This is a genomic window from Chitinophaga sp. H8, from assembly GCF_040567655.1.
GTDB lineage: Bacteria > Bacteroidota > Bacteroidia > Chitinophagales > Chitinophagaceae > Chitinophaga > Chitinophaga defluvii.
Genome location: NZ_JBEXAC010000001.1, coordinates 1,223,371 through 1,243,958, shown reverse-complemented (window position 1 = coordinate 1,243,958; position 20,588 = coordinate 1,223,371). Strand labels below are relative to the sequence as shown.

Sequence of the window (20,588 nt, the reverse complement as noted above, 5' to 3'; positions counted from 1 at the left end):
AAGATGTATAAATTATTGATGTTTTTTAAACCAGTAACAACCGCAGCCATACGACTGACTGTTGGCTTCCTGCTCGGTAGCCACCGCTTTGAAACTGCCATCATCCATGATGAGTGCAAAATTTTCAAGTGACCACCCTTCAAAATAAGACAGGATCTGTGTATAGCTGTAAATCCGGTGCGCATTAAAATGAATGGCCGCTTTGCCGGTAGGTGTTACAAAAAGCAGGCTTCCTCCGGGAGCTACTACCCGCTTTAATTCTTTAATGGCTTTCAGATCGCCCTGCGGGTCCATAGGATCGCCATAACGGCCCAGGCCGATATGCTCTATGGTATGCATACAAGATAAAGAAGGAATGCTGTTGTCTGCAAAATGCAGATTGGTCAGATCCGCCTTCCCGCAATACAGTGCACTTAAGGTCACTGTTGCCGGCCGGTAATCATAAAATTCCATGGGGATAAACGCCGATACCTGGGTACTGAAACTCAGGATGGAAGAAATATCTATATGCTTTTCCGGTCTTGTTTGTGCCAGGATACGCGCAGCCCATGCCGGATGATAAATGTAATGATGATCGAAGGGGGTCACTTTGGTCCTGTCTTCCAGATACGGATGCATATCGCTGGCCCTGATAGGAAAACGTCCGTCTGATCGCTGTTTAAATTGAAAATATTCCTTCAGATAAACAAAGAACGTTCCCAGATTACGCCACCAGCCAAACAGCAGATATTTAACGGTTTTCTTTATGCGATACAGTATGTACATGCGTGTTAAAAGTATTAAAAAAACGTTTAATTAGCGCAAATTTATACCTTTGGGCCTAAACTTAATAGGCTGGCAACATCTATTATTAAAAGTCACGCAGGGATTTATGGGAATTATTAAAAAGCAGGGTGTCTTTTCTCTCTTCTTCACCTACTTTGGTTTTTTGATTGGCGCTGTTAATACATTCTTTTTACTGCCCAATTACCTGGAACCGGAACAAGTAGGTTTAACAAAAGTGTTGCTGGACGTGGGACTTACTATTTCCGGCTTTGCTACCCTGGGATCTTTTTCGGTGTCTTTTAAATTCTTTCCCTTTTACAGGGATAACCTACCCAAAAATAAAAACGACCTCTTTACCCGCATTGCATTAGTAAGTTTACTGGGGTTCACCATCATTGCCGGTCTTACCATCGTATTCAAACAACAGATCATTGCCAAATTCATTACCAAGTCTCCCCTGTTTGTTGATTACTATTACCTGATCTATCCCTTTTCGTTTTTATTGCTCTGCTTCTCCTTTTTTGAAGCCTATTGCTGGAGCGTGCGTAAAACGATCATGTCTACCATCCAGAAAGAGCTGGTACTTCGGGTGGTCACTACTTTGCTTATTTTAGCCTTTATATTACACCTGTTCAACTTTCACCAGTTTATCATTGCCTATTCGCTTTTATATTTTGTTCCGGCTGTATGGCTGGCTCTTTATCTGCACAAACAGGGAGAGCTGTATTTTGCCAGGGAAGTCAGCAATGTAACCCGTAAACTGAAAAAACGGATGATCAATTATGGAGGATTCGTTTTTGCAGGCAGCTCCTTTTTTATCGTTACCCAGGCGCTGGACTCACTTTTCATCTCCGGTATAAAAGGATTGGATAATACCGCGGTATATACCATTGCGGCATATATGGCTACCGTAATACAGGTACCTCAGCGCAGTATTATCAGCATTGCTACACCGATCCTATCCCAATCCTGGAAAGACAAGGATTACGCTAATATCAGGATGATCTATGAAAAGTCGTCCCTCAACATGCTTATTGCCGCCCTCTTTATATTCCTGATCATCTGGATCAACCTCGATACTTTTTTCAGTTTCCTGCCCAAAGAATATGCAGCAGGTAAATGGGTCATCTTTATCCTGGGCATCTCCAAGATCATTGATATGGGCACGGGGCTCAACAATGTGATCATTGGCACCTCCAACTTCTGGAAGTTTGACTTTTATACCTCTGCCATCCTGATATTCCTGATTGTGCCGGGCAATTATTTCCTGATCACCCATTTTGGTATCCTGGGGGCAGCCTTATCCAACCTGATCGCTTTTACGATCTACGATATTATCCGGCTCACTTTTATCTGGAGAAAATTTAACCTGTTCCCTTTCTCCATCAATACCTTAAAAGCGATACTGGCAGGTGCGCTCAGCTACCTGGCGGTATACCTGGTACCCGACATGAGCAACCTGTATGTGCACAGCATGGTGATCAGTATTGTATTTGTGGGTGTTTTCGCGGCATTGATACTGGGAGGCCGTGTTTCTGAAGACATTAACGGTTTCTGGAAAATGGCGCTGAAAAAGATTACTAAGGGGCGATAATAAACTCGCCTACTTCTTCTTTTTTGGAATGATGTTTCATGCTTACATCAGGTACGCCTTCCATGCGGCCTGCTCCGGCATAATAACGTTTCCAGTAAGGTTCGTTCAGATCGCTGATCATCACACCAGAGCTGGTGGAGGCGTGTACAAACTTATCGTTTTCGAGATAGATGCCTACATGTGATATCCGGTGACGGCTGATCTTAAAAAATACCAGATCTCCTTCCCGCAGTTCTTTGCGTGCACTGAGCCTTTTTACCTGCGAGTAAAGTTGTACGGAATTGCCAATGATATTTAGCTGGAACACTGCGTTTAACAGCGTGCTGACAAAATTGGAGCAATCAATCCCATCTTTTGTTTTGCCCCCCAGGCGATATGGCGTGCCCATCCAGTCTTCAATAAAACCAAACAGCTGAAAATTACTGACCTCTTCTACCGGCACGTCCAGTAATTGTGCATATTTAAATTGCCAGCCCTGCGCATTCTCCAGGTTGGCACTACTCATCGTAATATTATTGCTGATCCCTACATTACGCCCATTGTAATGGTGCGCGGAGCTTTTAGTGGCTCCCCGGCGCAAGGTGATATCGTCCAGAAATTCTACTTTCCCGTTGTTAGGGCTGGTAGTTGTATTTTTAGCACTGCCAGCGGGCTTTTTCATGGTAGAACAGGAACTCAGTACCAGTGCACAAATCGATATCTTGAGTACTATATGTCCTTTTCTTGCCATCATTTCTCGCTTAAAATTAGGCGAAGTTACAAAATATAAAGTAACTAATGACCTGATTGATAGGTCATGAGATACTATAATTGTTTATAACGTATAACGTTGTGGATAAATTTCACCCAGTTACAATTTTTTATCTCCGCTAAGAGTCGGATTTTTGCAGACGGACAATTAATAAGCTATTAGCCATTAGCTGTTAGCTGTTAGCGCAGGAAATGTGTAGACAGCTAAAAGCTAAATGCTAACTGCTAAAAGCTAGTATATGATTTTTTCCCACTTACACGTACACACACAATACTCCCTGCTGGATGGTGCGGCTGATATCAAGTCGCTGTATAAGAAAGCGATGGCGAGCAATATGCCTGCACTGGCGATCACAGATCACGGCAATATGTTTGGTGCTTTCCAGTTTGTGGCAGAGGCATATAATAACAAACTCAATCCCGGCGATCCAAAGGATAAAAGGCTGAAGGTGAAGCCCATCATTGGCTGTGAGGTATATATCGTAGAGAACAGGCATAAACGTTCGTTTACGCGGGAGGAAAAAGATATCCGCTATCACCAGGTATTACTGGCCAAGGATGATGAAGGCTACCGTAATCTCATCAAACTGTGTTCCCTGGGATACATGGAAGGGATGTACGGTAAGTATCCGCGTATTGACAAAGAACTGATCCTCCAATATCATAAAGGGCTGATCGCTACCACCTGCTGCCTGGGGGCTTCTGTGCCCAAAGCGATTCTCAAACACGGAGAAGAAGCCGGTGAAAAGGAATTCAAATGGTGGCTGGATATTTTCGGGGATGATTTTTATATAGAGCTGCAACGTCATGGTATTCCGGAACAGGAAAAGGTGAATGAAGTGCTGATACGGTTTGCAGCCAAATACAATGTAAAGATCATTGCCTCCAACGACTCTCACTATGTGGACCAGGCGCATGCCAATGCCCATGATATCCTGCTTTGTATCAACACCGGTGAAAAGCAGAGCACGCCTACCATGAAGGAGTTTGCGGATGATGATGCAGGGATGAAGAACAAACGTTTCGCTTTTTATAACGACCAGTTTTACTTCAAAACCACGGAAGAGATGACCAAACTCTTCCATGACCTGCCGCAGGCTATTGATAATACCAATGAGATCGTAGATAAGGTACAGCTGCTGGACCTTAAACGCGATATCCTGCTGCCCAACTTCCCTATTCCGCGGGAATTTATCACCCAGGACCAATACCTGCGCCACATCACGTATGAAGGAGCACGCACCAGGTACCAGGAAATGACACCGGAAGTAGAGGAACGTATCAACTTTGAGCTCCAGGTAATCGAGAACATGGGGTTTGCAGGGTACTTCCTCATTGTGGCCGACTTTATCAAAGCCGGACGCGATATCGGCGTATTTATCGGTCCCGGCCGTGGTTCTGCTGCCGGATCTGCCGTAGCCTATTGCATAGGTATCACCAATATTGACCCTATTAAATACAACCTGCTGTTTGAGCGTTTCCTGAACCCGGAACGTAAAAGCATGCCGGATATTGATACGGACTTCGATGATGAAGGCCGTCAGAAAGTAATTGACTATGTAGTTGAAAAATATGGCCGTAACCAGGTAGCACAGATCATCACCTATGGTACTATGGCAGCAAAAATGAGTATCAAGGACGTGGCCCGTGTAATGGACCTGCCCCTGATCGAATCCAATGCCCTGGCCAAGCTGGTACCCGACAAACCCGGTATTGAGCTGAACCGTATCATCTTTGCTCCCCTGGAAGGGGATAAAAGCCTGTCCGACAAGGAAGGACTTATGGGAGAAGACCTGGAGAATGTAAAAAAACTCCGCGCCATCCACCAGGGCGACGACCTGCCCGGTGTAGTACTCCGCGAGGCCTGCAACCTGGAAGGGTCTGTACGTAATACCGGTATCCATGCTGCGGGGATCATCATTGCCCCCAAGGACCTGTACGACCTCATCCCGGTATCTACCGCCAAGGACTCCGACCTGCTGGTTACCCAGTTTGAAGGTAGTATTATCGAGTCCGCAGGGGTTATTAAAATGGACTTCCTGGGGCTGAAAACCCTCACCATCATCAAGGGCGCCCTGCAGCTGATCCGACAGAACCACGGCGTAGAAATTGAAATAGACAATATTCCCCTGGATGATGCCAAAACATTTGACCTCTACCAGCGTGGCGAAACCAACGCTACCTTCCAGTTTGAGTCTACCGGGATGCAGAAATACCTGCGGGAACTGAAACCGGATAGATTTGATGACCTGATTGCCATGAACGCCTTGTACCGTCCGGGTCCACTGGAGTACATCCCTTCTTTTATCCGTCGTAAACACGGGCTGGAACCTGTGCAATACGATATCGCGGAAATGGAGGAATACCTCAATGATACCTACGGTATTACCGTATATCAGGAACAGGTGATGCTGCTGAGCCAGAAGCTGGCCAACTTCTCCAAAGGAGATGCCGACGTACTGCGTAAGGCGATGGGTAAAAAGCAGATTGCCGTACTGAATAAGATGAAGGCGCAGTTTATGGAAGGCTGTGCCAAAAATGGCCACGATCCTAAAGTATGCGATAAGGTATGGACGGATTGGGAAGCCTTTGCCTCTTACGCGTTCAATAAATCGCACTCTACCTGCTATGCTTTCGTAGCTTATCAAACGGCCTACCTCAAAGCCCACTACCCTGCCGAATATATGGCTGCCGTACTCAACTGCGCCAGCAATATTGAAAAGATCACCTTCTTCATGGAAGAATCCAAGCGGATGGGCATCGACGTATTGCCGCCGGATGTCAATGAATCTTTTAAAGGGTTTGCGGTAAACAAACAAGGGCAGGTACGTTTTGGCCTGGGTGGATTGAAAGGTGTGGGTGAAGCGGCGATAGAAAACCTGCTGGAAGAAAGGGAAAAAGAAGGCCCCTTCAAAAGTATCTTCGACTTTATCAAACGGGTAAATCAACGGGCAGTTAACAAAAAGTCGCTGGAAGCCCTGGCAATGTCCGGCGCCTTTGACTTGTTCCCGGAACTGCACCGTGCCCAGTATTTTCATAAACCGGATGGCGACACAACTACCGGACTCGACAAAATCGTAAAATTCGGTAACCAGGTATCTGCCGGCTCCTCTTCCATGGGCAGCCTTTTTGGTGCGGAAGAAATGCCGGATATTGAGCCGCCTAAAATAGCTCCCTGTGATGCCTGGCCCCTGATCGTAAAGCTAAACAATGAAAAAGAGGTAACCGGGATCTATATCTCCGGTCATCCGCTGGACGACTACCGGTTCGAGCTGAAACATTACCACATGAATACCGTACAGGAATTGGTGGAATATCAAACAGAGATCTCTACTCCCGGAAGTACCGGCGGGCGTGCCCGGGAAAGGAATTTCCGCCTGGCAGTATACATTACCAGTGCGATGGAAAGGATATCCCGCAACAACCGGCAGTTTGGAGTAATGACTATTGAGGATTACAGCGGCAAATTTGAATTTGCTTTGTGGAGTGAAGATTTCATCCGCTTTGCGGCTTATATGAAACCCGGCCTGTGCCTGTTTATCAATGGAGGATTTAAGTCCAAGCGCTTCAATGATAATGAGTATGAGTTTAAGGTAAGCAGCATGCAGTTATTGCAGGAAGTGAAAAAAACGCATACCAAACAAGTGGTACTGGTTACCATGCCCCGGCATATTACCCGGGAAACTGTAGATTTCCTGAGTGACAATGCCGGCAAGTATCCAGGCGCCAGCGAATTATTTCTGCAACTCATTGACAAAGACAATGATCTCACCGTTAAAATGCGGACCTTTAACAAGCATATTGAAATGAATGACGAGTTGGCGCATTTCTTGACCAAACAACCGGATATTGATGTGTATATAGAAACTATCAATAAGTAGGGTGTCAAAAATGCAGTAATTTTGACTTCGGATTGATTATTGAAGGGTTAGATAGTCTGCAAATGCAGCTTTTAGACAAACAATAACATACAACAAACTTTAAACATAAAATAAAATTAATATGGCTTTAGAATTCACTGATGCGAACTTTCAGACAGAAGTATTAAGCTCCGATAAATTGAGCGTGATTGACTTTTGGGCAGAATGGTGTGGCCCTTGTCGCGCTATTGGACCAGTTATCGAAGAACTGTCTAAAGATTATGCTGGTAAAGTTAACGTCGGTAAAGTTAACGTGGACCAGAATCCGCAGTTATCTATCAACTACGGTATCACCAGCATTCCAGCTATCCTGTTCGTAAAGGGTGGCCAGGTTGTAGATAAACAAGTAGGTGCTGTTCCTAAATCAGTATTGGATAAAAAAATACAGTCACACCTGTAAGACATAGCTTATAAAAGTGAAGAAGCCGTTTCCTCCTCAGGAAACGGCTTTTTTTTGTCCCCGCTATTTGCCCCAAAACCCTCTCCCAGTAGTCAACTTGCAATCAAACCATACCTTAAACCCAGGCTCATAGTACCTTTCCTTATAGATAAAGCCTATATAAAGCCTATATGAAGCCTATATAAAGCCCAGATAAGACCCAGTTAAAAAGATAGGCTTTATCCTGGCTTTATTTAGCCTTTAAGGGTACTTTATAAGGGCTTTATTTTGAGGTATTATCAGTGTTTGCCTGGGCTTTAGGGTAGTTTTGAGATGGTTTTGCCTGCAAAAAGGCAAAAAAAAACCTGGCAGTGGTGACTGCCAGGCTTTTCCGCAATATTCGGCGGAATGAGGGTAGTTTATGGAGTGACGCGGATAACGTCGTCTGCCACCGTCATCGAATACGCCGGATGTTTGCTTTTAATGAGTTGTTCCAGTCCTGCTAAAGTGGGATAGCCTTCTTCCCCGGTAAAGCAGCGGGCATCGTCAATGAGCAGGATATGCCCGATGTTGTATTGGAAAATAGCCTCCAGCTCTTCTACGATAGGAGAATATTTATCGCCCAGGGCAGTAATCCCTGCCGAATAGTGCCCGTCCAGCCAAAAGAGGGCTTTTTCCTGAATGGTAGGCAGTATCCGGGGCAATACTTTGCCGCTGTCTCCCTGGTACAGTTCCACTTTGGCGTCGTTTTTAAAGCGCTTGCGGGCATCCCGGTACAGCCGTTCACTTAGCTCTATGGAAATCAGCCTCGTAAAATTGGGTAGTTGGGCGGCAATCATATCTCCCAGGAAAGTACCGGTTTCTACCAGCGTGTGCAGCTGGTATTGGGCCTGGTATTCCCGGACGATCTGTTGTTTCCGGACTCCGGGAGAGGGTGCCGGCTTGCCGCTTTGTTCCCATGCGGCAATAATAGCAGCCGCATTGCGCTGTTCCTGCCGGAAAGTATATCGTTGTCTGATGCGGTTTATCGCTTTGATCATAAATGATGTCGGGGGTGTTTAGGTTTTTCTTAATCCTGATAAAAGTAAAAAAATTCTATTGCTGCGAAAATAATTTTAAGTAGTCGGTCCGGATAGTCTTCACCTTCCTGTCGTATGAAAAATCATCAAACTAAGATTGTATCTTTCCATCAGAAACTGATCTTTATAAAGCAAACCATCATCCTTTGCGCAATATCTTTACGATCTTCCTTTGCCTGATATCCCTGCTGCCGGCAAAAGCACAGCGTACCTGTGCTACGGCGGATGTTATACAGCAAAAAATAAAAGACAATCCCAGGCTCTTACAACAGCTCCAGGCTACGGAAAACAGGATGGTCCAGGGCCAGACACAACGCCGGTTCAATTCCATGCTGCGCAGCACGGCTGCTAATCAAACCGTTACCATCCCGGTAGTGGTACATATTGTTTTAGAAAACCCTGACCTGGTAACTGATGAACAGGTGATGTCGCAGATAGCGGTATTGAACCAGGACTTTTCTGCCACGAATGCAAACATTCACCAGGTACCTGCCGTATGGCAGCCGTTGATAGGCGATGCGCAGATCCAGTTTTGCCTGGCGCAGCGTACCCCCGAAGATGATCCTACCTCAGGTATCGTACGGGTTAAGACCAGCCGTACCCAGTTTTCCATTACAAACAGCGCGCCAGACGTAAAACATAAAAACACTGGCGGCGCCGATGCCTGGAATACGGACCAATACCTGAACATCTGGGTATGTAAACTGGATGCCAACAACCTGGGGGTAGCCACCGCTCCCAACAGCGGATTTCCTGCCGATGAAGATGGTGTGGTGATCCTGTACACTGCTTTTGGCACCACAGGCACCGCACAACCGGTGTTTAACCTGGGGAGGACTACCACCCATGAAATTGGGCATTATTTCGGATTACGGCATATCTGGGGAGATGATGACGCTGGTGGTACCCGGGAAAGCTGCGACGTAGATGATGGCATTGCGGATACCCCCAAACAGGGGAAACGCTCGTTCGGTTGCCTCCCATTCCCTACTACAGATGCCTGTAGCCCCACCGCTCCCGGTATCATGTTCATGAACTTCATGGATTATTCTGACGATGCCTGTATGCAGCTGTTTACTGCCGGGCAGGTAGACCGGATGCGTTTTGTGCTGGAAAATATGCGGGCCTCCCTGCTTACTTCCCAAGGCTGCTCTCCCGTAGCCTTGAATAACCAGGATGCAGCGATTACACAAATCAATGCCCCGGTAGGCAAACAATGTGATAATGGTATCGCTCCTGTGGTGGTGCTGAAAAATAAAGGCGCCCTCCCACTCAAGCAGGTAACGATCGCCTACACCGTGAACAACGGAACACCTGTCACCTATCAGTGGACTGGTACACTTACCAGCCTGCAGCAAACCACCGTACAATTGCCCCCGGCTACTGTGGCTATCGGTACGCATACCCTCCGGGCATATACCATGCTACCCAACGGGGTACCCGACCAGGTACCTGAAAATGATACTACCGTAGGCTCCTTCCATTATGATGCCGACGCTACCCTGCCCTTCCTGGAAGGTTTTGAAAGCAATACCTACCCTCCGGCAGGCTGGGAAATCTTTAATCCCGACAAGAGCTTCACCTGGGAACTGACCCGGGATGCAGCCCAATCCGGCAGCGCTTCCGTAGTAATGCGCAACCTGGGCTATGCAGTAAATGGGCAGATAGATGACCTGATCAGCCCGGTATTTGACAGCAAACAGGAGGATTCCGTATTCCTCTTCTTTGATCTTGCCGCTGCCGTATATTCAGATCCCAAAACACTCAATAATGTATGGGATACCCTGGAAATATTTATCAGTACCGACTGCACCAAATCGCTCACCAGCGTATATAAGAAATGGGGCCCCAACCTGATTACGCGGCCTACTGCCATACAAACAGAATTTATACCTACCGCCAGTGAATGGCGCAGGGATTCTATAGACCTCACCACCTTTGCCCGGCTGGGGAAATTCCAGGTGATATTCCGCAATACTTCCAATGCAGAAAACAATATTTACCTGGATAATATCCGGATGATAGACAGGGAAGTAAATCCGCATCTGAAGGAACAAGGCGTACTGGTAACTCCCAATCCCACCGATGGGCTGGTATACGTTACCTTCCTCACTGTCCCGGAAGACCTGGAGGCAATTGCGTTATATAACACCGCCGGGCAACTGGTAGCACGGCAACCGGCCACGGCGATCAACCGCAGCAACCGGTTCACCTTTAATTTGGTAAATGAGCCAAATGGTGTTTATTTTGTAAAATTAATTTATAGGAACAGGGCCAAGACTATTAAAATATTGAAAGTAAGATGACGAAGCGACAAGATTTTCCGGCTGTTCAAACACTCCTCCAACAAGCTAATTTAGATACTGCACTGAAAAGCATTGCTGAAAAAGTGTTAAACCAGCAAAGACTTACACCCGAAGAAGGGGTATTATTATTTGAGAAAGGCGAACTGGGATTTTTAGGCACCTTAGCCAATCATGTACGGGAGCGATTGCATGGAGACAAAACTTACTTCAACCGCAATTTTCATATAGAACCTACCAATGTTTGCATCTTCACCTGCAACTTCTGCTCTTATTCCCGCTTGTATAAAAACAAGGAAGACGGTTGGGAATTAAGCATCGATGAAATGCTGGACATTGTTAAAAAATACGATGGACAACCCGTTACAGAAGTACATATTGTAGGCGGCGTGCATCCAAAAATGAACCTTGCTTATTTTATTGAACTGATTCAGAAAATATCCGCTCACCGTCCGGACCTGCATATTAAAGGTTTTACGGCGGTAGAGCTGGACTATATGTTCCGCAAGGCTAAAGTGAGCATAGAAGAAGGGATGCGTATCCTGCATGATGCCGGCCTGCAATCCCTGCCAGGTGGTGGTGCGGAGATCTTCCATCCGGAGGTACGTGCCAAAATATGCCATGATAAGGTAGATGGAGACGGCTGGTTAAGCATTCATAAAGCAGCGCACCAGCTGGGCATGCATACTAATGCCACCATGCTGTATGGCCATGTGGAAGAGTTCTGGCACCGGGTAGACCATATGGAGCGCCTGCGCTCCCTGCAGGATGAAACACATGGTTTCAACACCTTTATCCCACTGAAGTTCCGGAATAAAGACAATGACCTGTCGCATATACCGGAAACCTCTATCATAGAAGACCTTCGGCTGTATGCCATTGCCCGCCTGTATATGGATAACTTCCCCCACCTGAAAGCCTACTGGCCTATGCTGGGCAGAAGTACCGCACAACTCACGCTCTCTTATGGGGTTAATGACCTGGATGGTACCATTGACGATACCACCAAGATCTACTCCATGGCAGGTGCGGAAGAGCAGCGCCCGGCGATGAATACCGCACAGCTGGCTATGCTGATCAAACAAGCCGGCAGAAGACCGGTAGAAAGAGATACCGTATACAATGAAATCATGGATTACACCGATGTGGTATTTTCTGATGAAGAGTTGCTCGCAAAATAATTAAGATCAGCCTGCCTGATCGTTCAACGGCTCAAATGCGTCACGCTATCGTGCACATTTGAGCCGTTTTGATTTATTGACCTGTTGACCAGGAGCTATCATGTTTACACCAGATTGCAGGATGCATTTTATACCGGGTACTCCCACTTGCCTCTGTATTTCCGCTGCAGCAGCTTATTGGCTTCCACATCGTTCAGGATCAGTTCTTTCTCACCATCCCATTCAATACTGCGTCCCAGCTTATGCGACAGCATACCCAGCAGGCTCATATTGGTAGACCGGTGTCCGATGGCAATATCACATACAGACGTACGTTTTTGTTCAATAGCGCTCATAAAATCGGCCCATAGTTCGGGGATGTTCTGGCCATCAGGATAATGCAGCTTAGGGCCTTCATGAAGTACCTGTTTGTTTTTGTCAGAAGGATAAAAGGTCCATCCATCTTCCCATCCCATATGAAAGGTACCTTCCGTACCATAAAAATAGCAGCCTACATTCGCTTTCTCCGCCTCATTGCCACCGTACTGCCGGTGTTCCCAGACAGCAGTAAAGGATTCAAATTCAAAGATGACGTTCTGCGTGTCGGGCGCATCGGTATTATCTTTTTTGATGAAGCGGTCGGCTGTGGAAAAGATCTTGCGGGGATATTTTTCTTCTGTCCACCAGAGGATCTGGTCCATCCAGTGGATGCCCCAGTCGCCCAGCTGCCCGTTGGCATAGTCCTGGTAAGACCGGAAGCCTTTTGGGTGCATGGTGGGGTTATAAGGCCGTAAGGGCGCCGGACCGCACCACATCTCCCAATCCAGTCCTTCCGGAGGTGCGGTATCAGGAACCATTTGGCCAGGGCCGCCGGGGTAGTGTACAAAAGCGCGTACCATCCCTATTTTACCCAGCTTACCGGATTTCAGAAAATTCATCCCGGAAATATTATGTGGCGACACTCTCCGGTGCGTACCTACCTGTACTACCCGGTTGTATTTCCGGGCAGCTTTTACCATGGCTTTCCCTTCATTGATGGTGTGTCCGATAGGTTTTTCTACATACACGTGTGCCCCCTGTTCTGCCGCCGCAATCATGATAAGCGGATGCCAATGGTCTGGTGTGGCCACAATGACGATTTCCGGTTTTTCCTTATGCAGGAGTTCACGGTAATCGTTATACGTTTTAGGCTTGTCGGCAGTTAGGGTACCAATTTTTGTAAGGGCGGCGATCATCTGGCGCTTATCTACATCACATATCGCTACCAGTTTGCAATTACCATGCTGAAGGGCGCTTTGTAAGATGTTCATGCCCCACCAGCCGGTACCTATCAATGCCAGCCGGTAACTGGCGGTACGTTGCAAAGCGGGCAACAAGGGTAAAGCGGAGTAGGCAACTCCCGCCTTGGCAGTAGTTTTCAGGAAATCTCTGCGAAGCATAACGTGGACATTTAATTTTCAAGAGCTAATAATCTGTTTTTCAGTGATATTACCGCACGGCACCTGCCACCTGTTTAAGAGTAACGAGGTCATACACCAGTGTATCTTTCGTATCCTTACGATCCAGCTTTTCATTGGCATTGTTATCGAAAAAGCCGTGACAGACAATAGTGGCCTTATTGCTATCAACAACATAAGTGTTCACAAAAAATACGTTGGGTGTCAGCTGCTGGTTTGTGCTTCCATCTGAAGAAAGTACGTACAATTTCAACGGGGGCTCCCAGATATTAATATGCTTATGGATACGCTGGTTATTCTTTCGATTAACCAGTGCCACCACCTTGTTGAGGTGAAATTGATCTATTTTCACCTGGTGGATATCCCAAAGCATTGAACCATCAGGATATTCCACCCTGGTAGTATCCTGTTTGTTGAGAAAAAGCATGTGCCGCGTACCGATACCCTTTTTTGTTGTATCCACCTTATAGGCTACCGTATAGGGAGTTCCCTGCAAGGGTACAAACCTGTTATAGGGAATCCTTAAAGGTTCATTATCCGGTTGCTGCTGCGCATTGGCAACTATTCCGGTGCCAAGAGACAGTAACAGAAAAAATATTTTCATTTTCCTAAAAAAATTAAACACTAAAATATAGGTGTTGTCTGAGTAAACCTGAAGAAAAATAAAAAAATTTCCGGATAGCCAATAAAGGGGCATCACCTTTGATAAATCTGTACCTTTAAATGCGTCATTAACAATTTCATACATTACAAAGCCATGTTACCAGCCCAGGAAAACTTTGAAAAGATGCATTCCAAACCCAACATGGGATGGACTCTTACGCTAAAAACGGTGCTGTTGAGTTTTTTTGTTTTGATGTTAATAGCGCTTTTAGTGGCAACCGTTATGTCTTTCGACATAAGAGCTACCGGCAAACGCCTGTTGGTATTAGGTTTTTCTATTGGTGCTTTTTGTTTATTGCTGACGATACTCCTGGTAACGCTCCGTTCGAAAGCACCGAAATATACTGATATATTGGTAGATGATAATGGATTGCATGAATATGGCAAAGATGCGCCGGCTTTGTCGCTGCTTTACAAATCGTTGGACGTCAATAATGAAGGTGGTGCGTATGATGTCCTTTTCACCGATCAGGGTTACACCGAAACTAATAGTGAACTCTGCGTTTTTATAAAAGACGAATCAGGAAATACAAGCATACAGGCAGTGGCATTTCGGGTTTTCTTCACACCGGATGGCAATGCCCTTAAGCGACATTTTATAAAAGGCATTATGCGTTTTCGTCCGGATTTGAGAATAGACCCTGAGGCGCTTAAATGGTATCGTATAGCAACACAGGATTATTTACACATTAACCATAAATGTAGTCAAGTATGAAAAACTTATTCATTGCGCTGTTTGCCAACCTGTTTTTGTTTACCGCTTGTAATAATGCCACTGCCCCATATGATTTCAACGAAAAGATTGTGCAGGCGCAAACCGTAATTGTAAGAGCTTTCCAGGATTTTAGTATGAAAGTGGATGCCACCGACAAAAGCCAGTTAAACTCACTGGAACCCGAGCGGCAGAAACTGGAAGATACTGTAAAAGCGGAGCTGGCCAAACTCAATAAGCTGGCCCCTGCCGGTACCAGCGGGGAAAGTTTCAAGACCAATGCACTCGCTTACTTCCAGGGTATTGCGGGGCTTATTTCCAACGAATACAAAGCCCTGCTGCGTGCAGATGCCACAGAAGCCCAGCGGGATGCCACTAATAAAATCATCATCGAAAAGAACAATGCGCTCGTAGACGCGCAGTCCAGGCTGATTACAGAGCAGGAAGAATATAGTAAACAGAATAATTTTGAAGTGAAATAAACGTGGAAATAGCGGATATTGCTCCCAAATAAAAATCCCGGTTACGCAGCAGAGCGACCGGGATTTTTATTATGAAGGAGCTTTTTCAGTTTCCTGTTCCTGTTTGACACTAATAATATGCAGTTTGGTTTTACCAGCAGGTACTTCCCAATCCACAACATCATTAATGCTGTATCCTAATAAAGCAGTACCTATCGGAGATAAGATGGAAATCCTGCTTTTCTGGATGTCTGCCAGTGCGGGCAGCACCAATTGTACTTCCCGCACTTTTCCTGTACGTTCGTCCTTAAATTCCAGGGTGGAATTAAGTCTTACCACGTCGTCGGATATACTTTTTTTGATCGTAGCCCTTTCCAGCTCTTCCAGCAGCTTGCTGCTGCCACCGGTTTGCTGACACAAGGTTTTTAATATCTCGTAATCATGGGCTGTAACATTGATCTTTTTTAGTTTCATGTTAACCAGTTTTTAATTGTTTATTGAATTATCCTGGTATAGTTGCAAGCCTTTACCAGGCGTATAAATGTCTTTATAGGACAGTACCAGGGTACGGTTGATCCTGCGGTATACAGCAGCCGGATCTACTTTTTCTGCGGTAGCAAACCCACAGGCCCCCATTAGTTCTGCCAGTGCATAAATGGTATTGCGGTGGAAATTAGCTACCCGCACTTTTTTATCCGTTACTTCCACCCCCTGATATAAAGAAGGGTCCTGCGTAGCAATACCTACCGGGCAGCTGCCACTATCACATTGCAATGCCTGAATGCATCCCAGTGCCAGCATCATTCCCCTGGCACTATAACAGGCATCCCCTCCCAGTGCCAATACTTTCATAATGTCAAAGCCGGTAATGATCTTACCACTAGCCAGTACACGCACCTGCTTTTTGAGATCGTACTTTTTAAGCAGGTTGACCACAATAGCCAGTGCATCATACAGTGGCATCCCAATAGAATCGGTAAATTCCAGTGGTGCCGCACCGGTGCCCCCTTCTGCCCCATCTACGGTGATAAAGTCAGGATAGATGCCTGTATTTACCATAGCGGTACAAATAGCTTCAAACTCACTTTCACGTCCTACACACAGCTTAAAGCCTACGGGCTTGCCGCCGCTCAGTTTGCGCAGGGATTGAATAAACGCCATCATCTCGTAAGCATTGCTGAATGCATTGTGCCCGGCAGGAGACAACACACTTACGTGTGGCTTTACCTTACGGATAGCCGCAATTTCAGGCGTATTTTTAGCAGCAGGCAATACCCCGCCTTTCCCCGGCTTGGCGCCCTGACTTAATTTCAGTTCTATCATCTTCACTTCCGGGTGTGCCGCTGTAGCTGCAAATACTTCCGGAGAAAAATTACCTTCATCATCCCGGCAGCCGAAGTAGCCCGTACCTATCTGCCAGATCAGATCGCCACCATGCTGCAGGTGATAAGGGCTTACGCCACCTTCTCCTGTATTATGGGCAAATCCGCCCAGTTTAGCCCCGCCATTTAATGCCTGGATAGCTGTTTTGCTCAATGCACCATAACTCATGGCACTGATATTCAGCAAGCTGGCATCATAAGGCTGTGCACATTGTTCATTTCCAATGGTAACACGCATAGATTCCGGCGTTACTTTTACCGGGAAAGACGTATGTGCCGCCCACTCATATCCGGGATCATACATATTGTCCAGCGCACCAAAAGCCACGGTTTGTTTCACGTCTTTGGCCCGCTGGTATACTACCGCACGCTGGCGCCTGTTAAAAGGGCGTCCGTCGGTATCTGATTCAAAAAAATACTGCCTCATTTCAGGCCGTATCTGCTCCAGTAAATATCGCAGCCCTCCCAATACGGGGTAGTTGCGTAATAAAGTATGTTTGTTCTGTAGCCGGTGATAAATAGTGGTTATTGTTAACGCCAGCGCCACAGGTAATAAAATCCAACCGCTGGTGTTACCGTTCCAGAGCCATACGGCTACCGTAACATCCAGCAAAAAACATAAAAGATAAACCGCCCACCGTGCAATCCGATGATTCATAAAATTGATTTTAGTAAAACTGTTTTGGAAAAGATTGTTTTGGAAAAAAAAGAGACAATTAATAAATGATCAAATACTGCGCTGAATGAAGTATGTCATGTCCGGGAATGCTAACAGGCATCCTCCGCACACTGTTTCATTCATACCTATTTCCTGTAATTGATAATTGATAAAATTATCCCCCGGAACAACTGTGAAAAGATAAACGTTGCCGGGGCTTACTTGTTGAAGTCTTTGGGACAAGATAAAAAAGGCAGCAAGAAGCCGGACGGAGCTTTTACAGCCCGTTGCTTTTTGCGAAAGAAAGGTGATATGTTTACTGCCTTGTTCAAGAAATATGCATTATGCTGTCGCAAAGGTACGGCTTTTATTTAATATCAATCAGTTATTCGTTAATAAACAGAATGTTAAAAAATAGGCCCTTTATTGTCTGTCCTTGCTGAAATTTCTTATTTTATTAACTTACAAGCATATAAACTTGAAAATATGAAAATCTTACTTACACTTCTTTCCTTTTGTATGATTAGTTTGGTGAGCAATGCGCAAACCTCAAAAGAGCTAATAGGGAAATGGAAACTCGTCAAAGAAACCAAAGGCGGGGTTGTAAAGACACCCGAAGATACTTATCAAATTTTTATGGAAGATGGTGTATTTAAAGGCGTTAATGGTGATAATTCGCGGAAAGGTAAATGGAAGCTCTCTGACGATAACAAGGAGCTTACCATCAAGATCAGTATCATCTCGCTGACTTTTGATGTAGAATACTTTGACGCGAAAAAAAGGATCATCTCCAACGACAAAACAGGTACCCTGGAATATGAGAAAGTGGAAGACTAAACTCCTATTGCCGGATATTTGACTAAGCGTTTCAGTAACATGTTGATTATCATACGATAATGACACCAGGAAACCCAGCGCCATTATCGTATGAATGTTGTACCCAATACCATTTAATTATCGGAACTACTTAAAATCGTTGCAAGTAGCTCCCTCGTAATTCGTTCAGCGATTTCATGGATCTTCCGCTTTTCCATTTTACTAAATGCTGGTACTAACTTACCACTTACATGCGTATCAACACATCGCATCTTCCTGTAGAAATGAGGAAGCGTGTACTTACATTCCTCGCAAACCTGTTCCCGGAGTAATATAGGTAGTTGAGAAAATGCGGTATGCAATGCAAATAATCTATTGGGGGCTTGTTTATTGGTGTTCATAATGCCATCTTTAAAGGGGTAACAGACCTTTGAGCTATTTTAATCCGTTTTTCAATATCTAAAGCGTGTAGTGTTAGAAAAAATGTTTTAAAGTAATGCCCCACAATTGTGGTTACCGTGCCTTCCATCCCGTTATCTTCATCCACCAGTATATTTATATACAGATCAAGTGCTGCTTCCAATTCGTCCAGCTCTAATCCGGCACTCAAACTTGATAATTCATACAGATCGCTTTCCAGCTCTATTGCCAGCTCCTTGGTTAAATTCTCAGTATGCGCTTGTCTTAATGCATCCCGAACGTTAAATGCAGCAACAGCATTTGTGCTAAATAAGGTATAAAACATCATAAAATCCGCCCGCTGATCTGCCGACCAGCCATTAGCAGCTGTACTACCAATTACATTGCATAGCTCATACTCAAAAAGCTCAACAATGCCCGATGAGGTGCCATATGCTGTAATCCGGTTTAAGATGGTTAATAGATTTTCCATAAGAGCATATTTAAAGTGAATAAATACTAATTACCTATGCAATACAACTCCCCTATCAGCACGCGAGTGCCAAAAAATCAACCATTACTAATATGAGTTTATTTAAAATGGGGTGTGTAGACCATCTTTACTTAGTCATAAAGAGTCATATCAAATTACGTATACTGGTATCCAATTGACAATACGAATATAGTGAAATAATGACAAATAAGTCATTATTTGAAAAATTATTTCTTCCCATCTTGTATAATAATGGCGAAGCAAATAAAAAACGATACGCTTTTAAGAGGAATAGCTACGGTTCTTAAAGAATTAAGAGACGCTAAAGACGTTAGTCAGGAAGAAGTGTACAATGATACCAATATTCATGTTGGCCGAATAGAAACAGCTAATGCTAATCCTACTGTCAGCACAATAGCTGCACTTTGCAAATATTTCAACATTACACTTTCTGACTTTTACAAAAAGATAGAAGAGCTTAAAGCTCTTGATTAACTGGTTTAGTAGGATTTTGAGCCTGTGAAAACTAAAAATCAAGCTTATATAACGGCTTTCGGTCAAAACTTGAAGAAACTATTAGATGCTAAAGGAAAGACCCCGGAAGAGGTTGCAGCCCATAGTAATATTGAGACCAAGCAGGTGTATCGTGTAATTAATGGCGAACATGCAGCAACTTTATCTGTGGTATATGCGCTGGCGAAAGGGTTGGATATACAGCCTAAAGAGTTGTTTGATTTTGTGTTTGCTGGGTAGCTAGTTTTAGGACATCCAGTTAGGAAAATATTTGTGTCTGATAATGATGAACACTTTCTGCTAACCGAGATGCTACCCTATCCCAAATCAATATAATATTATGGAAATAACAATAGCTATAGCAAGTTTAATTATTGCATGGTTAACATTTACCAAAACATTCTATGCTGAACCAACAGAAGAGAAGAAAAATTTCTTAGCTCTATTTCTGGCCACACAAAAACTGTCAAAAGAAGTAAGTTGTATAATGACTGAGTATGCCATTAAAAGAAATGCCTTAGATATTGAACTGTACCAGGGCATTACTTATAGAAGCTATATTGAGGGTTTAAAAGAATCCCAAGATACAAACCTATCCGATAATCTATATCAAAAAGTAAAAAACTCAAAATATACTAAAAGTAATATAGCCACAATGCAAAAAAGTTTAGAGGCGCAATTCGAAGACCTTCAAAAAATGAAAAATACATTTACATTGGCCAATAGATAAAAGAGTTTCGATTTTTTAATTTTAATACCCCATAATCTGAATAGCTTACTTTTTCTTCATATTTAGAGCTGCCGGGTTTCTCTCCACTGCACCTCCAGGGTATTTTAATGTTAGCTCCCTGATTTGATAACTGAAATTCGCAAAAGCCTCTTACATAAGATAGCTTAAAGTATATTCGCATTGCTGAATATGGCAGTCAGTTATTTGACAAGCTGTCGAAAGACCTTACTAAGTCCTACGGCAAAAGATTCAGTAGATCCAATCTATTATATATGAGAAAATTATATAACAGTTCCCCAAAACGTGAGACACTGTCTCACAAATTGACATGGAGCCATTATTCTTGTTGAATAT

Annotated in this window: 20 protein-coding genes; 12 read left to right on the top strand and 8 right to left on the bottom strand. The window is 44.6% G+C overall.

What is annotated here, in order from left to right:
- Positions 1–12: 12 nt before the first annotated feature.
- Positions 13–765, bottom strand: coding sequence for a DUF268 domain-containing protein (locus ABR189_RS04735; protein ID WP_354659299.1), 753 nt, complete (start codon positions 763–765; stop codon positions 13–15).
- Positions 766–871: 106 nt separating this feature from the next.
- On the opposite strand from ABR189_RS04735, the gene ABR189_RS04730 reads away from it, so the two are divergent.
- Positions 872–2,359, top strand: a complete 1,488-nt coding sequence (locus tag ABR189_RS04730) for an oligosaccharide flippase family protein (protein ID WP_354659298.1) — start codon at positions 872–874, stop codon at positions 2,357–2,359.
- On the opposite strand, the gene ABR189_RS04725 is transcribed toward ABR189_RS04730, so the two are convergent.
- Positions 2,346–3,092, bottom strand: a complete 747-nt coding sequence (locus ABR189_RS04725) for a C40 family peptidase (protein ID WP_354659297.1) — start codon at positions 3,090–3,092, stop codon at positions 2,346–2,348. The two genes, ABR189_RS04730 and ABR189_RS04725, sit on opposite strands and share 14 nt — an antisense overlap.
- 256 nt (positions 3,093–3,348) lie before the next feature.
- Here ABR189_RS04725 and dnaE point away from each other — a divergent pair, with 256 nt between their 5' ends.
- Both dnaE and trxA read left to right on the top strand, forming a co-directional pair.
- Positions 3,349–6,990 carry a DNA polymerase III subunit alpha gene (gene dnaE / locus ABR189_RS04720; RefSeq protein ID WP_354659296.1) on the top strand — a complete coding sequence of 1,214 codons (3,642 nt, stop codon included), beginning with the start codon at positions 3,349–3,351 and terminating at the stop codon, positions 6,988–6,990.
- A gap of 121 nt (positions 6,991–7,111) precedes the next feature.
- Positions 7,112–7,429 (top strand): thioredoxin, encoded by a 318-nt coding sequence (trxA, locus tag ABR189_RS04715; RefSeq protein WP_354659295.1) that lies wholly within the window; start codon positions 7,112–7,114, stop codon positions 7,427–7,429.
- A 398-nt stretch (positions 7,430–7,827) separates the two neighbouring features.
- On the opposite strand, the gene ABR189_RS04710 is transcribed toward trxA, so the two are convergent.
- Entirely contained in the window at positions 7,828–8,448 is a 621-nt protein-coding gene (locus ABR189_RS04710; protein WP_354659294.1) for an O-methyltransferase, read from the bottom strand.
- Between the two features lie 185 nt (positions 8,449–8,633).
- Between ABR189_RS04710 and ABR189_RS04705 the strand changes: the two genes are divergently transcribed.
- Entirely contained in the window at positions 8,634–10,793 is a 2,160-nt protein-coding gene (locus ABR189_RS04705) for a M43 family zinc metalloprotease (protein ID WP_354659293.1), read from the top strand.
- The gene (gene mqnE / locus ABR189_RS04700) at positions 10,790–11,971 is read left to right on the top strand and encodes an aminofutalosine synthase MqnE (protein ID WP_354659292.1); all 1,182 of its coding nucleotides are present in this window, start codon (positions 10,790–10,792) and stop codon (positions 11,969–11,971) included. The genes ABR189_RS04705 and mqnE overlap by 4 nt, the downstream gene beginning before the upstream one ends.
- Positions 11,972–12,099: 128 nt before the next feature.
- Here the strand turns inward: mqnE and ABR189_RS04695 are convergent, their stop codons facing one another.
- Both ABR189_RS04695 and ABR189_RS04690 read right to left on the bottom strand, forming a co-directional pair.
- Positions 12,100–13,389, bottom strand: a complete 1,290-nt coding sequence (locus ABR189_RS04695; RefSeq protein WP_354659291.1) for a Gfo/Idh/MocA family protein — start codon at positions 13,387–13,389, stop codon at positions 12,100–12,102.
- Positions 13,390–13,438: 49 nt separating this feature from the next.
- A complete protein-coding gene (locus tag ABR189_RS04690; protein ID WP_354659290.1) occupies positions 13,439–14,011 on the bottom strand; it encodes a hypothetical protein in 573 nt (190 codons plus the stop codon).
- 153 nt (positions 14,012–14,164) lie between these two features.
- Between ABR189_RS04690 and ABR189_RS04685 the strand changes: the two genes are divergently transcribed.
- Positions 14,165–14,785 carry a hypothetical protein gene (locus tag ABR189_RS04685; protein ID WP_354659289.1) on the top strand — a complete coding sequence of 207 codons (621 nt, stop codon included), beginning with the start codon at positions 14,165–14,167 and terminating at the stop codon, positions 14,783–14,785.
- Complete coding sequence (locus tag ABR189_RS04680; RefSeq protein ID WP_354659288.1) at positions 14,782–15,264, top strand: LIC11966 family surface protein; 483 nt, start codon at positions 14,782–14,784, stop codon at positions 15,262–15,264. Before ABR189_RS04685 ends, ABR189_RS04680 begins: the two co-directional genes overlap by 4 nt.
- 69 nt (positions 15,265–15,333) lie before the next feature.
- On the opposite strand, the gene ABR189_RS04675 is transcribed toward ABR189_RS04680, so the two are convergent.
- Both ABR189_RS04675 and ABR189_RS04670 read right to left on the bottom strand, forming a co-directional pair.
- Complete coding sequence (locus ABR189_RS04675; protein ID WP_354659287.1) at positions 15,334–15,717, bottom strand: GreA/GreB family elongation factor; 384 nt, start codon at positions 15,715–15,717, stop codon at positions 15,334–15,336.
- Positions 15,718–15,729: 12 nt separating this feature from the next.
- Complete coding sequence (locus ABR189_RS04670; RefSeq protein WP_354659286.1) at positions 15,730–17,283, bottom strand: FMN-binding glutamate synthase family protein; 1,554 nt, start codon at positions 17,281–17,283, stop codon at positions 15,730–15,732.
- Positions 17,284–17,769: 486 nt separating this feature from the next.
- Between ABR189_RS04670 and ABR189_RS04665 the strand changes: the two genes are divergently transcribed.
- Positions 17,770–18,120 (top strand): lipocalin-like domain-containing protein, encoded by a 351-nt coding sequence (locus tag ABR189_RS04665; RefSeq protein WP_354659285.1) that lies wholly within the window; start codon positions 17,770–17,772, stop codon positions 18,118–18,120.
- 376 nt (positions 18,121–18,496) lie between these two features.
- On the opposite strand, the gene ABR189_RS04660 is transcribed toward ABR189_RS04665, so the two are convergent.
- Entirely contained in the window at positions 18,497–18,991 is a 495-nt protein-coding gene (locus ABR189_RS04660; RefSeq protein ID WP_354659284.1) for a hypothetical protein, read from the bottom strand.
- Positions 18,992–19,210: 219 nt separating this feature from the next.
- On the opposite strand from ABR189_RS04660, the gene ABR189_RS04655 reads away from it, so the two are divergent.
- The 4 genes from ABR189_RS04655 (at position 19,211) to ABR189_RS04640 (ending at position 20,584) form a co-directional block, all read left to right on the top strand.
- Positions 19,211–19,486 carry a helix-turn-helix domain-containing protein gene (locus tag ABR189_RS04655; protein ID WP_354659283.1) on the top strand — a complete coding sequence of 92 codons (276 nt, stop codon included), beginning with the start codon at positions 19,211–19,213 and terminating at the stop codon, positions 19,484–19,486.
- A 69-nt stretch (positions 19,487–19,555) separates the two neighbouring features.
- The gene (locus tag ABR189_RS04650; protein WP_494337651.1) at positions 19,556–19,744 is read left to right on the top strand and encodes a helix-turn-helix domain-containing protein; all 189 of its coding nucleotides are present in this window, start codon (positions 19,556–19,558) and stop codon (positions 19,742–19,744) included.
- A 100-nt stretch (positions 19,745–19,844) separates the two neighbouring features.
- Positions 19,845–20,234, top strand: a complete 390-nt coding sequence (locus ABR189_RS04645; RefSeq protein ID WP_354659281.1) for a hypothetical protein — start codon at positions 19,845–19,847, stop codon at positions 20,232–20,234.
- Between the two features lie 173 nt (positions 20,235–20,407).
- On the top strand, positions 20,408–20,584 hold the full coding sequence (locus ABR189_RS04640; protein WP_354661078.1) for a DUF1016 N-terminal domain-containing protein: 177 nt from the start codon (positions 20,408–20,410) through the stop codon (positions 20,582–20,584).
- Positions 20,585–20,588 lie beyond the last annotated feature (4 nt).

Coding starts and splice junctions, on each gene's coding strand:
- ABR189_RS04680 (WP_354659288.1), top strand. CDS start 14,782: ATGAAAAACTTATTCATTGCGCTGTTTGCCAACCTGTTTTTGTTTACC.
- ABR189_RS04735 (WP_354659299.1), bottom strand. CDS start 765: ATGTACATACTGTATCGCATAAAGAAAACCGTTAAATATCTGCTGTTT.
- ABR189_RS04710 (WP_354659294.1), bottom strand. CDS start 8,448: ATGATCAAAGCGATAAACCGCATCAGACAACGATATACTTTCCGGCAG.
- ABR189_RS04690 (WP_354659290.1), bottom strand. CDS start 14,011: ATGAAAATATTTTTTCTGTTACTGTCTCTTGGCACCGGAATAGTTGCC.
- ABR189_RS04665 (WP_354659285.1), top strand. CDS start 17,770: ATGAAAATCTTACTTACACTTCTTTCCTTTTGTATGATTAGTTTGGTG.
- ABR189_RS04670 (WP_354659286.1), bottom strand. CDS start 17,283: ATGAATCATCGGATTGCACGGTGGGCGGTTTATCTTTTATGTTTTTTG.
- ABR189_RS04645 (WP_354659281.1), top strand. CDS start 19,845: ATGGAAATAACAATAGCTATAGCAAGTTTAATTATTGCATGGTTAACA.
- dnaE (WP_354659296.1), top strand. CDS start 3,349: ATGATTTTTTCCCACTTACACGTACACACACAATACTCCCTGCTGGAT.
- ABR189_RS04730 (WP_354659298.1), top strand. CDS start 872: ATGGGAATTATTAAAAAGCAGGGTGTCTTTTCTCTCTTCTTCACCTAC.
- ABR189_RS04660 (WP_354659284.1), bottom strand. CDS start 18,991: ATGGAAAATCTATTAACCATCTTAAACCGGATTACAGCATATGGCACC.
- trxA (WP_354659295.1), top strand. CDS start 7,112: ATGGCTTTAGAATTCACTGATGCGAACTTTCAGACAGAAGTATTAAGC.
- ABR189_RS04685 (WP_354659289.1), top strand. CDS start 14,165: ATGTTACCAGCCCAGGAAAACTTTGAAAAGATGCATTCCAAACCCAAC.
- ABR189_RS04695 (WP_354659291.1), bottom strand. CDS start 13,389: ATGCTTCGCAGAGATTTCCTGAAAACTACTGCCAAGGCGGGAGTTGCC.
- ABR189_RS04725 (WP_354659297.1), bottom strand. CDS start 3,092: ATGATGGCAAGAAAAGGACATATAGTACTCAAGATATCGATTTGTGCA.
- ABR189_RS04675 (WP_354659287.1), bottom strand. CDS start 15,717: ATGAAACTAAAAAAGATCAATGTTACAGCCCATGATTACGAGATATTA.
- mqnE (WP_354659292.1), top strand. CDS start 10,790: ATGACGAAGCGACAAGATTTTCCGGCTGTTCAAACACTCCTCCAACAA.